14 protein-coding genes are annotated in these 12,558 nt (G+C 65.8%); 4 read left to right on the forward strand and 10 right to left on the reverse strand.

Annotation, left to right across the window (positions count from 1 at the left end; all coding sequences use genetic code 11):
* Window positions 1–29: 29 nt before the first annotated feature.
* Both LVB77_RS19940 and LVB77_RS19945 read right to left on the reverse strand, forming a co-directional pair.
* Window positions 30–239 (reverse strand): DUF2798 domain-containing protein, encoded by a 210-nt coding sequence (locus LVB77_RS19940; RefSeq protein WP_232907939.1) that lies wholly within the window; start codon window positions 237–239, stop codon window positions 30–32.
* An 81-nt stretch (window positions 240–320) separates the two neighbouring features.
* Window positions 321–1,124 carry an SDR family oxidoreductase gene (locus tag LVB77_RS19945; protein ID WP_232907940.1) on the reverse strand — a complete coding sequence of 268 codons (804 nt, stop codon included), beginning with the start codon at window positions 1,122–1,124 and terminating at the stop codon, window positions 321–323.
* A 107-nt stretch (window positions 1,125–1,231) separates the two neighbouring features.
* Here LVB77_RS19945 and LVB77_RS19950 point away from each other — a divergent pair, with 107 nt between their 5' ends.
* A complete protein-coding gene (locus tag LVB77_RS19950; RefSeq protein WP_232907941.1) occupies window positions 1,232–2,176 on the forward strand; it encodes a GlxA family transcriptional regulator in 945 nt (314 codons plus the stop codon).
* Window positions 2,177–2,179: 3 nt separating this feature from the next.
* Here LVB77_RS19950 and LVB77_RS19955 read toward each other — a convergent pair whose 3' ends face one another.
* The 3 genes from LVB77_RS19955 to LVB77_RS19965 all read right to left on the reverse strand — a co-directional run bounded on the left by LVB77_RS19955 (window position 2,180) and on the right by LVB77_RS19965 (window position 4,019).
* Window positions 2,180–3,028, reverse strand: coding sequence for a trypsin-like serine protease (locus LVB77_RS19955; protein ID WP_232907942.1), 849 nt, complete (start codon window positions 3,026–3,028; stop codon window positions 2,180–2,182).
* 153 nt (window positions 3,029–3,181) lie between these two features.
* Window positions 3,182–3,640, reverse strand: coding sequence for an SRPBCC family protein (locus LVB77_RS19960; protein WP_232907943.1), 459 nt, complete (start codon window positions 3,638–3,640; stop codon window positions 3,182–3,184).
* 16 nt (window positions 3,641–3,656) lie between these two features.
* Window positions 3,657–4,019 carry a metalloregulator ArsR/SmtB family transcription factor gene (locus LVB77_RS19965; RefSeq protein ID WP_232907944.1) on the reverse strand — a complete coding sequence of 121 codons (363 nt, stop codon included), beginning with the start codon at window positions 4,017–4,019 and terminating at the stop codon, window positions 3,657–3,659.
* A 212-nt stretch (window positions 4,020–4,231) separates the two neighbouring features.
* On the opposite strand from LVB77_RS19965, the gene LVB77_RS19970 reads away from it, so the two are divergent.
* Window positions 4,232–4,888 (forward strand): phytanoyl-CoA dioxygenase family protein, encoded by a 657-nt coding sequence (locus LVB77_RS19970; protein WP_232907945.1) that lies wholly within the window; start codon window positions 4,232–4,234, stop codon window positions 4,886–4,888.
* A gap of 37 nt (window positions 4,889–4,925) precedes the next feature.
* Here the strand turns inward: LVB77_RS19970 and LVB77_RS19975 are convergent, their stop codons facing one another.
* Window positions 4,926–5,687: a hypothetical protein gene (locus LVB77_RS19975; RefSeq protein ID WP_232907946.1), complete on the reverse strand. Its 762-nt coding sequence runs from the start codon at window positions 5,685–5,687 to the stop codon at window positions 4,926–4,928.
* 82 nt (window positions 5,688–5,769) lie between these two features.
* A complete protein-coding gene (locus tag LVB77_RS19980; protein ID WP_232907947.1) occupies window positions 5,770–6,039 on the reverse strand; it encodes a hypothetical protein in 270 nt (89 codons plus the stop codon).
* A 569-nt stretch (window positions 6,040–6,608) separates the two neighbouring features.
* On the opposite strand from LVB77_RS19980, the gene LVB77_RS19985 reads away from it, so the two are divergent.
* Window positions 6,609–7,376 (forward strand): DUF3011 domain-containing protein, encoded by a 768-nt coding sequence (locus LVB77_RS19985; RefSeq protein ID WP_232907948.1) that lies wholly within the window; start codon window positions 6,609–6,611, stop codon window positions 7,374–7,376.
* Window positions 7,377–7,386: 10 nt separating this feature from the next.
* Window positions 7,387–8,115: a CPBP family intramembrane glutamic endopeptidase gene (locus LVB77_RS19990; RefSeq protein ID WP_232907949.1), complete on the forward strand. Its 729-nt coding sequence runs from the start codon at window positions 7,387–7,389 to the stop codon at window positions 8,113–8,115.
* 332 nt (window positions 8,116–8,447) lie between these two features.
* Here LVB77_RS19990 and LVB77_RS19995 read toward each other — a convergent pair whose 3' ends face one another.
* From LVB77_RS19995 to LVB77_RS20005, 3 genes are all read right to left on the reverse strand, one after another.
* Entirely contained in the window at window positions 8,448–9,224 is a 777-nt protein-coding gene (locus LVB77_RS19995) for an NrdJb (protein WP_232907950.1), read from the reverse strand.
* A 112-nt stretch (window positions 9,225–9,336) separates the two neighbouring features.
* On the reverse strand, window positions 9,337–9,864 hold the full coding sequence (locus LVB77_RS20000) for a hypothetical protein (protein WP_232907951.1): 528 nt from the start codon (window positions 9,862–9,864) through the stop codon (window positions 9,337–9,339).
* Window positions 9,865–10,117: 253 nt separating this feature from the next.
* Window positions 10,118–12,271 (reverse strand): adenosylcobalamin-dependent ribonucleoside-diphosphate reductase, encoded by a 2,154-nt coding sequence (locus LVB77_RS20005; protein WP_232907952.1) that lies wholly within the window; start codon window positions 12,269–12,271, stop codon window positions 10,118–10,120.
* Window positions 12,272–12,558 lie beyond the last annotated feature (287 nt).

Here is a 12,558-nt window from a genome sequence, read left to right on the forward strand (position 1 = left end):
CTGGAGGCAGCGCCTGTCGGCCTAAGTGCTCAGGCGATCAACCGTTCGATCCTGGCCTGCAGGCGCGGACCGATCAGCAGGATCGCCGGGATCACGATCACATAGGCCACGCCCCAGGAACGCAGCCAGGCCAGGACGAAACCATCGGCCAGGCCGCGATTGAGGACGATCAGCACCAGCGAGATGATGCCGGTCGTCACTACGCCCATCGACAGGGCGAAGGCGATCTTGCGTTTCATTACGGTGTTCATGACGGGATTCCAGGGCAGTGCGTGTGGGATGGGTCGCGGCCACGTGGCGATGCACGCCGCCGCGATGAGTCATTGCGCCGTCGCGGCGTAGCGCGCGGCGGGGACGGAACGGGACAGCTTCGGGCTCAGCGCCTTGCGCGCCTGGTCGAACGCGGTCCAGTCGCTCAGGTCGGCCAACGCCGGGATCGTCACGCTTTCGCCCTGCGCCAGCCCGGACAGCGCCGCATCGACCATCGCTTCCACCGGCATGACGATCTCCGCGGGCAGGTGCGCGATGGGCAACCCTGCGGCGTCCCAGAAATCCGTCGCCGTGGCGCCGGGCAGCACCGCCTGCACGCGCACGCCCTTGTCGGCGAGCTCGTGTTGCAGCGACTGCGAGAACGCAAGCACGAAGGCCTTGCTGCCGCCGTACACGCCATTGAGCAGTTCCGGCGCCAGGGCCACGATCGAAGCGATGTTGACGATGGTGCCGTGGCCGCGGGCGACGAAGGCCGGTGCGGCGGCGTAGGCCAGTCGCGTCAGCACGCCCACGTTGAGCGCGATCATGCGGTCCATGTCGGCCGCATCGGACTGCAACAGCGGCGCCGTCGCGCCGAGACCGGCATTGTTGACCAGCATGGTGATGCTGGCATCGGTCTTGAGTACGGCCTCGACCGCGGTCAGGTCGGCCGGACGGGTGAGGTCGGCAGCGATCGTTTCCACCGACCGACCGGTGCGGTCGGTGAGCTCGCGCGCCAGGTCGCGCAAGCGGTCGGCGCGGCGCGCGACCAGGATCAGGTCGTAGCCGGCGCGGGCCAGACGATCGGCGTAGACGGCGCCGATGCCGGAGGAAGCGCCGGTGATCAGCGCGGTGCCTTGAGAGTAGGCGGTCATTGCGGGCTCCAGATTCCGTTGAGTGACGGTGTGGAGCAACGTTAGGCCGCCTTGCTCATGGCGTAAATGTCGTATATACCTCGTTTCAAGACATAGGAGACCCGGCCATGCTCAGCATCGGTTTCGTCCTGTCGCCGGGCTTCCAGATCATGGGCCTGGCCGCAGCGTCGGCGTTCGAACTAGCCAACGTCAGCGCTGACGAGCGCCTTTACGACATCCGGTTCCTGTCCGAGCTGGGCGGCGCGATTCCCAACTCGTTCGACATACCGATCCAGACGCGCGCCCTCGCGCGGCAGAAGCTGGACACCTTGATCGCGATCGGCGCGCTGCGGCCTATACCCACCAGCCCAGGCCTCATCAGGCAGCTGCGCAGAGTGTCCTCGGCCAGCCGCCGCACCGCTTCGGTCTGCACCGGTGCCTTCATCCTGGGTGAGGCGGGCCTACTGGACGGCCGGCGCGCCACCACGCATTGGCTGTATGCGCGCGAGTTGCAGAAGCAATTCGCGAAGGCACGCGTGGAGGACGACCGCATCTACATCATCGACGGCCCGATCTGGACCTCGGCCGGCATGAGCGCCGGCATCGACCTGGCACTGGGCATGATCGAAAAGGACTTTGGCGCCGACCTCGCGCGCGCCGTGGCGCAGAAACTGGTCGTCTACCACCGCCGCGCCGGCGGCCAGTCCCAACACTCGGCCCTGCTGGAACTCGACGCCAAGTCCGACCGCATCCAAGGTGCCCTGGCCTATGCGCGCCAGAACCTCGGCGCGCCCTTGTCGGTGGAGGAACTGGCCGCGGCCGCGCACCTGAGCCCGCGTCAGTTCAGCCGCGCCTTCCGCGCCGAAACCGGACAGTCGCCGGCCAAGGCGGTGGAACAGCTGCGCGTCGAAGCGGCCCGTGTGATGGTCGAGCAGAGCCGTCACAGCATCGACGAAATCGCGACGCAAACCGGCTTCGCCGACCCGGAGCGCATGCGCCGCGCGTTCCTGCGCACCTTCGGGCAGCCGCCGCAGTTCCTGCGGCGCAATGCGCGGCTTACGGCTGCCCCGTAGCGGTCAGGGCTTCAGGCCGCGAGCATGCTCAGCGACGCGCGCCGCCGCGCCATCGGCCGCGATCGTCTGCTCGATCCACCCGCGGTAATGCGCCACCCGCACCCCGTAATTGGTCTGCCCGTACTTGCCCGGCCAGGTTTCCATCGGGTTGCCCTGCACGCGCTTCCATGAGGTGATGCCCGCCACCTGCCATTCGTCGCCCACGGCGATCAGGATCGGCCCGCCGCTGTCGCCATTGCCGGACGAGGCTTCCAGTGCAAGCGCGGCCGGCGGTGGGTCGAAGCTGTATCCGATCCATCGACCTTCGGCGCTGCTGATCTGGTTGTAGCCCTGGCGCAGGTCGGTTCGATTGGGACCGTGCGGGTGGTGCCCTTCGGATCCTTTGCCGGTGGCGCCCCGGCCCATGATCCGAACGATCTTGCCCTGTTCCGATCCGCGGTAGATCCGTGCGGGCGCGATGTCGCGCACCGGCTCGGTGAGCTCGATCAGGGCGATATCGTCGGAGGCGGCCATGAACTCCAGGAACGCCGCCCAGTCGCCCGACTTGATCGCCGCATCGATCATGTCCTGAGGCGGCTTCTTATAGCCGGGATGGACGACGACGCGATTCACGGTATACGGCGTGCCGCCGACGACCACGACATCCACGGCTTTCTGCCAGCCCACGGCATGGGCGGCGGTCAGCACCCAACGCGGCGCGATGAGGACTCCATGACCCTCGCCGGGCACGTCGACCAGCGCCGGGAACTCGGAGATCGCCATGCGATAGCGCCGATCGGGTACGTCGTCGCGTATGACGACGGCACCGGCGGTGAACGAGGCCAGCAGCAGCGAAAGGACGGCACGACGCATCGGAGGCCCCGGAAACGATCTGTCGAAAAAGGAATGGGGCCCCGGAGAGCCCCATTCGAGTATCGGCAATTTTTGGACGCCAAACCAGCGACTCCAGCACGCAGACTTACGCCGGGTACACAGCCCCAGCCCTGCCGAGGCACACGAACCGCATCAATCCGCGGCCAGTTCGACCAGCAGCTCGTCGAGCTGCGCGAACGTCTCGTGCATCGCGTCCTGCGCGCCGGTGCCCGCTTCGTCCAGCGCTTCCTTGGTCGGATAGCGTTCGGTCAGGACGAGGTAGGTCCTGCCGTCGCGTTCCTCGAACGTCGCGGTGGTGACGGATGCTGCGTCGCCGCTTTCCTCGTTGGTCCAGACGATGCGCTGGTTGGGCACCACGTCGAGGTACTTGCCGAAGAACGCCATCGTGTTCGCGGCATCCTCGCCGAATACCAGGCGGTAGGCGCCGCCGGTGCGCACGTCCAGCTCGCACGAGCGCAGGGTCATGCCCAGCGAGCGCGGCACCCACCACTTGGCGAACAATTCGGCCCTGGACCAGGCTTCGAACACCAGCCGCGCGGGCGCGTCGAAGCTGCGCGTGACGACGACTTCGCGGTCGGACGTCTTCTGCACCGTCGTGCGCGGGGATTCACTTTCCTTTCTTGCGACCACGGGCCTGCTCCTGTCGTTTGAGTTCGTCGATGACGCCGTCCAGCGCGGCGAAGCGCGCATCCCATACCTGGCGGTAACGCGTGAGCCACGCCATCTCCTCCTCGAGACGGCAGGGGCCGATGCGGCAGGTGCGCACGCGACCGAGTTTTTCGGTGGTCACCAGACCGGCCTGCTCCAGCACGCTGACGTGCTTCTTCATGCCCGTCAGGGTCATGTCGAACTTCTGCGCCAGGTCGGTGATGGAGGCTTCCGAAGCCGTCAGCTGCTCCAGTACACCGCGGCGGGTGACGTCGGAAAGCGCGGCGAAGGTGGCGTCGAGGCGGGCTTGATAGTGAACCATATGGTTCACTGTAGAAGACGCGCAGGCGATTTGCAAGCGGACGACAGCGGGGCGCAGGCGCGGCGTACTCCCGCCCCGGGACGGGCGGCCGCGTGGCCGGGCGGACGTTCGCAGCGGGTCGGCCGTCGGCCGCGCGCGCTTCGCCTCCGGACTGTCCTTCCGCGCACGGACCCGGTAAAAGAACCGGCACACGCACCCAAAGCCGGACACCCATGATCGACCGCGAGCGGCTCCATCGCGACGGATACGTCCTGCTCCGCGGCGAAATCCCGGCGGACTGGCTGGACGATCTGCGCCGCGCCTTCGATGCCGGCGTGCGGCCGTCCGAACACTGGCCGGTGCCGCGCGGCCCGGGATGGCGCCATGCCTTGCTGGACCTGGACCCGACCGTGCAAGCCGTCTGTCGGCTGCCGCGCCTGCTGGCCGCGGTCGGCGCGCTGATCGGCGAACGCTACTTCCTGTCCCAGGTGGAGGGCCGCGAGCCCCTGCCAGGGGGCGGCCATCAGGGACTGCATCGCGATCTCTCCGCGCAGCGGCCGGGCGACACCGTCAATGCGCTCGCCTACTTCGACGACTACGGCCCCGACAACGGCGCCACCCGCCTGGTACCCGGCAGCCATCGTCCGACGCCGCACGCCCTAGCGCTCAGTGCCGACGACGAATCCCGTAGCCTGCAATTGGCCGGCAGCGCCGGCGACATCCTCGTGTTCGACGCCGATCTCGTCCATGCGGGCAGCCTCAATCCAGGCAGTCTGCGCCGTCGCTCGGCGCTGATCGGCTACTTCGCGGAATCCAACTACGCATCGCACCTGAAAACCGTGGGCTTGCGCAGCATCCGCATGGACACCAGCGAAAGATTCGAGCCGTAGCGCGCGCCCGACCGGACCGCGCGCCGCTTGGAAGGCGCTACCTGCGTCCGGCTCGCGCGCGTTTGCCGCCCTTGCGCTGCGCCGTCGAGCGACTTTGCGCGAAGTCCGGGAAAGTCTCCGCCAGCGACGCCGTCTCCGGCAGGATGTAGAAAATTCCGCCGCGCTCGAACGTCGACTGGATGATGTGCTCGTAGAACTCGGGCGAGACGTTGATGCAACCGTGGGTGACGCGGTTGTCGTCGGGCGAAGGCGATGCCAGACGCTCGGGGCGCTTTTCGGCCGGCACGCCAGTAGCGGTGGGATGGATGGAAACCGCAGATTCGTAGTCCACCCACAGCACGCGGCCCGCATCGATCGACGGGCCGAAACCGCCCACGAAGCGGCCGGCAGGCGTGGTGCGATCGCGGCCGGGAATCTCGCGCAGCGCCAGGCCGGCGATGCCGGGGGCGGTATGGTCGCCGGTCGCCGAACCGAATAGTCCGGGCGCGGCGCCGCGAAGCCGGCCATCGCCGCCGAACACCAGGATCTGCGCGGCGGCCTTGTCCATGATCGCGAACGGATAACCCTGGTTGTTCTTGCTGGCGACCACCCAGCCCGCGAACTCGATCACGGTATCGGACACTTCCTGGCCGGACGGAAGCTGATCGGCGGCGACGGCCGTTTGCGCGGCGGCTTCCTTGGCAGCGGCGTCCTTGGCGCTGGCCACGCCGACGCTCGCGAACGCCAGCGCGCACAACAACGCGCCATTGGCGAACCGGATCGCGGTGTGTTTGCACGTGCGGATAGGAAGACTCCTCATTGCGAAGATGGATCAAGAAAAGAAACCGGTGGCCAACGAAGGCCACCGGTTTCCGGGTTCAAACCGTTGCTTGCAAACGCGATTAGCCGCGCGGCGAGCGACGCGGCGCCCGTTCGAGCTGCTGCACGCGGCCTTCGATCTGATCCAGTCGCTGGTTGGCCTGCTGCGCGGACTGGTTGGCCGATTCGGCGCTCTGCGCCGCGCCCTGCACCTTCGAGTCGAGTTGATCGAGGCGCGAGTTGATCCCTGCGAACTCTTCCTTGTAGGTAGCGCAAGCGCCAAGGCCCAAGGTAGCGACCAGCGCCACACCGATCATGCGCGCCGTCTTCAGATGTTGCTTGGTAGGAAGCATTCCACTCTCCTTCGTCTGGGAGCTTGGAATATAGCGAGCTTTTCGCCAGAGCTATGACTCGCCTTCAGCTGAGGTTGGAGTACGTATATGGATCGTGAAGATGCGCGGGTCACTTGTGAAAACTGCGACGTTCATCCTTTCGTTTTCACAAATTCGCTGCACTTGGTCGACGGTCGCAAAACATTTGCGGCCTACGATCCGCATTCAATGTGAACAGCAGACCTGAATAGCGAGCCATTTTTGTGCCGACCGACGCGCGAAGACCGCATCGACGCGCCCCATTCATCAACGAGGCAATCCACACCGACAGGATCGATAACGTAGACCGGTGAAGCCCGACCCACACATCGGACCTGTGACCAGGCCTCCGGCAGGATGACCTTCGCGGCAAGGCCAAGCGGCTTCGATTCTGTGGTTCCTATGACCGCGCTCGGCCAATGGCAGACGCTCATTGGACAACACGACTATGAGGGCATTCGCAGGCACGCAGTGGCTATGCGTAATGCATTCTCCGGCAACCTTGGCTAATGCTAGGCTGCGCGTTTCCCTAGCCTCGCGGAAGCGACACGATGAAATCCACCTGCCTCCTGACGGTCGCCGCACTTCTCGCACTGTCCGTGGCACCGCGAGCCAACGCGGCCATCCCGATGTTCAACGGCACGTGCCCTGGCGGCCTTGAAATCCATGCCGACGAAGGTGGCCCGGTTTATGCCGACGGACGCGAAACCCGGCTCAAGCGCGTCAATGACGATTACTACGAAGCCAGCGATTCCGGCAGCGGCGTGACCCTGTCGATCAGCCGCTCGCCCGACGGCGGAGCGCAGGTGTCCTATACGGGCAAGAGCGGCGCCAATGGCGTTTGCACGATAAGCGCGGCGCGCCCTGCCGCCATGGCGGCGCCGACCGCCGACACCGCGCCGCACGAAGTGACTTGCGAATCCCGCGACGGCCGTCAGACCGAATGCGACATGGACACGCACGGCGACGTACGCTTGGTTCGTCAGCTGAGCCGCACCGAATGCGTTCAGAACGAGACCTGGGGCCTTTACCACCACTCCGTATGGGTGAAGGATGGTTGCCGCGCGGTATTCAGCAACGCCGACCGCGGGCATTCCTCCTATCGTCCGCCCGCAGCTGTCGGTATGGGCGAGGCCCGCGAGCTGTTGGGTGCCTGCAATGCGCGGGCAAAGGCAGATGGCGCATTGGTCACCCGCGTCCCGGTCAACGACCAGGTGACCGAGTTGATCGTCGACTACCCCGATGGCCGCTTCTTGTGCATGGTGCGCAACGACGGCCTGGTGGAATCCTTGAGCCCGATACGGAAGCGCGGGAAGTAACGGACGCAGAATGCAAAGCGTGACGCCGGATTTCCCTTACTACCAAGGCCGTCCGGCGCCGTTGAGCAACGCCGGCTGCCTGCTCGTACTGGCCGCCTGCGCTGCGGGTTTCGCGGCATTGTTGGCGCTGCCACGCTTCATTCCCGGCGTGGTCGGCGGCTGGATCGGCGCGATCTCGTTCGTCGCACTGCAACTCGCCGGACTGGCGCTGGCAGTCGGGCCGGCGTGGAAAGCGATCTTCCGGCGACCCACGCTGCGTGACGTCTGGATCGCGCTGGCTTGCGTGCCGCTGATGCTCATCGTCCCGGGCATCATAGCCTTCTTCGTGGTGGGCAGCCCCAACCTGGCGACAAACCCGGGCATCCTCGCCATCGGCGCGATGTCGCCAGCGTATGCGGCGAATGCAATGGCCATGGCGTCGGTGCAACTGCTCGGCGAGGAGTTGGTGACTATCCTGCCGTTCCTGCTACTGCTGACGCTGCTGCATCGCGCCGGCGCGAAACCGCAGTTGGCGATCGGCGTGTCATGGGTGGTCACCGCGCTCGCGTTCGGCGCGCTGCATTTGCCCACATACGGCTGGCACTTCGGGCAGGCGTTGCTGGTGATCGGTTCGGCGCGCTTGATCCTGACCGGGGTTTACATCCTGACGCGCAACGTCTGGGCGTCCACGATTACCCATGTCGTCAACGATCTGATGGGCATGGCGATTGCCGTGCTCGCCCATATGCGTTTGCACTGAATCCGGAACGAGCGGCTAGCCCGCGCCGTGTCGGCGACCTGATCACGATGGATTGGCAGCGCGATCAGCCCTCATTGCTTCACTGAACATGCGGCCCCGGTGCACGCAAGCGGGGACGCCGCGAAGGCGTGGGTCGATGGCAATCGCGTCGACCCGTATTGGCCTATCCCTATTGCTCACCAAGAAACGAAAAGGGGCTCCGGAGAGCCCCAAGATTCGTGATTTGGCCTAGTCGCAGCTTATGAGTACCCGCGACCGCAACGTGTCGGTGCTCAAATCGCGGCTTATGGGTGCTCTCACAGCGACTCGCGCCCACATGCCCGATCAGCCGCTCACCCGCACTTGCTGTACCCGCAGTTCAAGCAAGTCGCGCAGCCGTCCATGATCACCAGCGCCTTGGCGCTGCACTTGTGGCACAGCGTGGCCGAAGGCGGGAACGACACGCCTTCGCCGGTGACTTCGATGTCCTCGTGGCCGCTGTCGGCGACGACGACGGCGGCGGCCGGGCTTACGTCAGAGTTTTTTTTTGAGCGCTGCTCGTAGGCGGCGCGCTTCTCGGCGATCAGGGCGCGCTGGGCGTCGCTCATGTCGGGGTCGTGCATCATGCCGATCGACTTGAGGTGGTCCTCGACGATGGCGCCCATTTCGGCGACCAGCGAGGGCATGTAGACGCCACCGGGCTTGAAGTAGCCGCCGCGCGGGTCGAACACGGCCTTCATCTCGTCGACCAGGAAGGTGACGTCGCCGCCCTTGCGGAACACGGCGGACATGATGCGGGTCAGGGCCACGATCCACTGGAAGTGGTCCATGTTCTTCGAGTTGATGAAGATCTCGAAGGGGCGGCGCAGTTCGTGCTCGGTGCCGGCGTTGAGGACGATGTCGTTGATCGTCACGTACAGCGCATGCTCGAACAGCGGCGATTTGATCTTGTAGGTGGAGCCGATCAGGATCTCGGGACGCTCGATGCGCTCGTGCATCTGGATGACGTCGGCGCTGGGCAGCTCTTCGACCTTGCGCGCGGCGGCCTCGGACTTGGCGCTTTCCTTGGCTTTGTCTTCCGGGGTGACGACGGCGTAACCCTTGATTTTCTTTTCGATCTTGACGGCCATGGGCCAGGCTCCTGTTGCGGTGGTGCTTTTCTAGTTTTGGTGTGGATGCGCCGGTGCGGCGCGGCCCTCACCCCGCCCTCTCCCGCGTGCGGGAGAGGGGAGGATCGAAGGCTTACTTCTTCTTCGCGGCTTTCTTGGCGGCCTTCTTGGCGACGGCCGGCTGGCGCGGCACCTTCTTGGCGGCGGCCTTCTTCTTGGCCGGCTGCTTGGCGACCTTCTTGGCCGCCTTCTTCACGGCTTTCTTGGCGGCCTTCTTCGCCGGCTTCTTGGCGACTTTCTTGGCGGCCTTCTTCGCTGCCGGCTTCTTGGCGATCTTCTTCGCCGCCTTCTTGGCCGCGGGCTTCTTGGCGACCTTCTTGGCGGCTTTCTTCGCCGCCTTCTTGGCCGGCTTCTTGCCGGTGGCCTTGGCCTTCAGCGCGGACGCTTCCTTCTTGGCCTTGGCGCTGGCGGTGGCGAGCTTCTTCTTGGCGGTGCCGACGGCCTTCTTGGCGGCCTTGCGCGCCTTGGTGGCGGTCTTCTTGACCGACTTCACCGCGTCTTCGGCGCGCGTGGCGATGGCGCTGCCGATGTTGGACGCGGTTTCTTTGACGTTCTCAGCGGCCTGGGTCAGGGTCGCCGTCACTCCATTTCCGTTGCTCATATGCCCTCCTCGTGGGCGCTTTCGTCGGCGTTACGTATTGGCTATGTGTAATCGGGGTGGTACGGGACCGATGCTATACCCGGCGCGCACGCAATAACACTGACCGCGGTCGCGCGTTTCGGCCTGGCTGTGCTGCGCATCCGCCGGCCGAGGGCGGTGCGTGAGGCGCTTGAACGGTGCCTCCGCCGGAAAGTGATGCCGGGATTCCCCGAGGCCTGCCCCGCTCTGCGGCGGGAGCAGGCCGGCGCGGGGATCAGAACTTGCCGTAATAGCCTTCCTTGAGCGCGTCGAACAGATTGGCGGCGGTGTGCATCTCGCCGTCGTATTCGATCTGCTCGTTGCCCTTGACCTCCAGCACGCTGCCGTCTTCGAGCTCGAAGCGGTAGGTGGTGTTTTCCAGGTCGGCTTCCTTCACCAGCACGCCCTGGAAGGCGGCCGGGTTGAAGCGGAAGGTGGTGCAGCCCTTGAGGCCCTGCTCGTGGGCGTAACGGTAGATGTCCTTGAAGTCCTCGTACGGGTAATCCGTGGGGACGTTGGCGGTCTTGGAGATCGAGCTGTCGACCCACTTCTGGGCGGCGGCCTGGACGTCGACGTGCTCCTTGGGGGTGATGTCGTCGGCGGCGATGAAGTAGTCCGGCAGCTGGGTGCCGGCTTCGTCGCTGAACGGCATCGCCTTGGCGTTGATCAGCTCGCGGTAGGCCAGCAGCTCGAACGAGTAGACGTCGACCTTTTCCTTGGACTTCTTGCCTTCGCGGATCACGTTGCGGCTGTAGTGATGGGCGAAGGACGGCTCGATGCCGTTGGAGGCGTTGTTGGCCAGCGACAGCGAGATGGTGCCGGTGGGCGCGATCGAGCTGTGGTGGGTGAAGCGGGCGCCGACTTCGGCCAGCTCCTCGACCAGCTCCGGCGCCACTTCGGCCACGCGCTGCATGTAGCGCGAGTAACGGGTGTGCAGCAGCTTGCCGGGGATGTCCTGGCCGACCTTCCAGCCGTCCTTCTTCATCTCCGGGCGCTTGCGCAGCATCTCGGCGGTGACGGCGAAGCGCTCTTCCATGATCGGGGCCGGGCCCTTCTCCTTGGACAGCGCCAGACCCATTTCCCAGCCGGCCACGGCCATCTCGCGCGCGATGCGCTCGGTGAACTCGCAGGACTCGGCCGAGCCGTACTTCATCTTCAGCATGGTCACGGTGCTGCCCAGGCCGAGGAAGCCCATGCCGTGGCGGCGCTTGCGCATGATCTCGGCGCGCTGCTGTTCCAGCGGCAGGCCGTTGACCTCGACCACGTTGTCGAGCATGCGGGTGAACACGCGCACGACTTCCTTGTATTCCTCCCAGTCGAACTGCGCCTGGTCGGTGAAGGCGTTGCGCACGAACTTGGTCAGGTTGACCGAACCCAGCAGGCAGGCGCCGTAGGGCGGCAGCGGCTGTTCGCCGCAGGGGTTGGTGGCGCGGATGGTTTCGCACCACCAGTTGTTGTTCATCTCGTTGACGCGGTCGATGAGGATGAACCCGGGCTCGGCGTAGTCGTACGTCGAGACCATGATCATGTCCCACAGGTGCCGCGCGCGGATGTGGCCGTAGATCTTGCAGGCGACCAGGCCGTCGTCGCGGGAGATGTAGTTCTTATGGGTCGGCCAGTCGCGCCAGACGACCTTGTCGGCGTCTTCCAGGTCGAGGTCGCCGCGCTCCTTGACGTTGACCGGGAACACCAGCGGCCAGTCGGCGTCGGTCTTGACCGCGTCCATGAAGCCGTCGGTGATCAGCAGCGACAGGTTGAACTGGCGCAGGCGGCCGTCTTCGCGCTTGGCGCGGATGAAGTCCTTCACGTCGGGGTGGCTGACGTCGAAGGTGCCCATCTGGGCGCCGCGGCGGCCGCCGGCCGAGGACACGGTGAAGCACATCTTGTCGTAGATATCCATGAAGGACATCGGACCGGACGTGTAGGCGCCGGCGCCGGCGACGAACGCGCCGCGCGGACGCAGGGTGCTGAATTCGTAGCCGATGCCGCAGCCGGCCTTGAGGGTCAGGCCGGCTTCGTGGACTTTCTCCAGGATGCCGTCCATCGAATCCTCGATGGTGCCCGAGACGGTGCAGTTGATCGTGGACGTGGCGGGCTTGTGCTCCAAGGCGCCGGCGTTGGAGGTGATGCGGCCGGCCGGGATCGCGCCGCGGCGCAGCGCCCAGACGAAACGGTCGTACCAGTACTGCTGCTTTTCGGACGTGGGTTCGGCGTCGGCCAGGGCCTTGGCGACGCGCTGGTAGGTGGCGTCGATATCGGCGTCCACCGCCTCTCCGGTCTTGGTCTTCAGCCGGTACTTCTTGTCCCAGATGTCCTGGGATGCGGGCTGCAGCGGGATGTCCTTGTCAGCCGCTTCCGTCTTGACCGCCTCGAGGCGAACCGTACTCATGCCTGTCCTGTCTCCTTAACTGGGGCGGGCCGTGCTGTTGCGCCCGCCGCCGGGTGAGTCTTGTTGTGATTGCTGGTAATCGGGGTGTGTCTTGTTTTGGGTACCGCGGTGGTGCCGTCTGTCGCCTTGCCTGCCGTTGCCGCGACGCCTGGGCGCCGACGGCTACGCGCGCGATCGCGCCCTTACGCGCCGCGTGCGATGTGGTGTGTGTGGCATCGGGCCGAGCTTGCTCCTGTCATGCGCCGCCCCCCGTTGGCGCCTAACCGACCCAAGCCGAACCCCTAAGC

The sequence above is a fragment of the Lysobacter sp. 5GHs7-4 genome (assembly GCF_021284765.1).
In the GTDB taxonomy this organism is placed as follows: Bacteria; Pseudomonadota; Gammaproteobacteria; order Xanthomonadales; family Xanthomonadaceae; genus Lysobacter.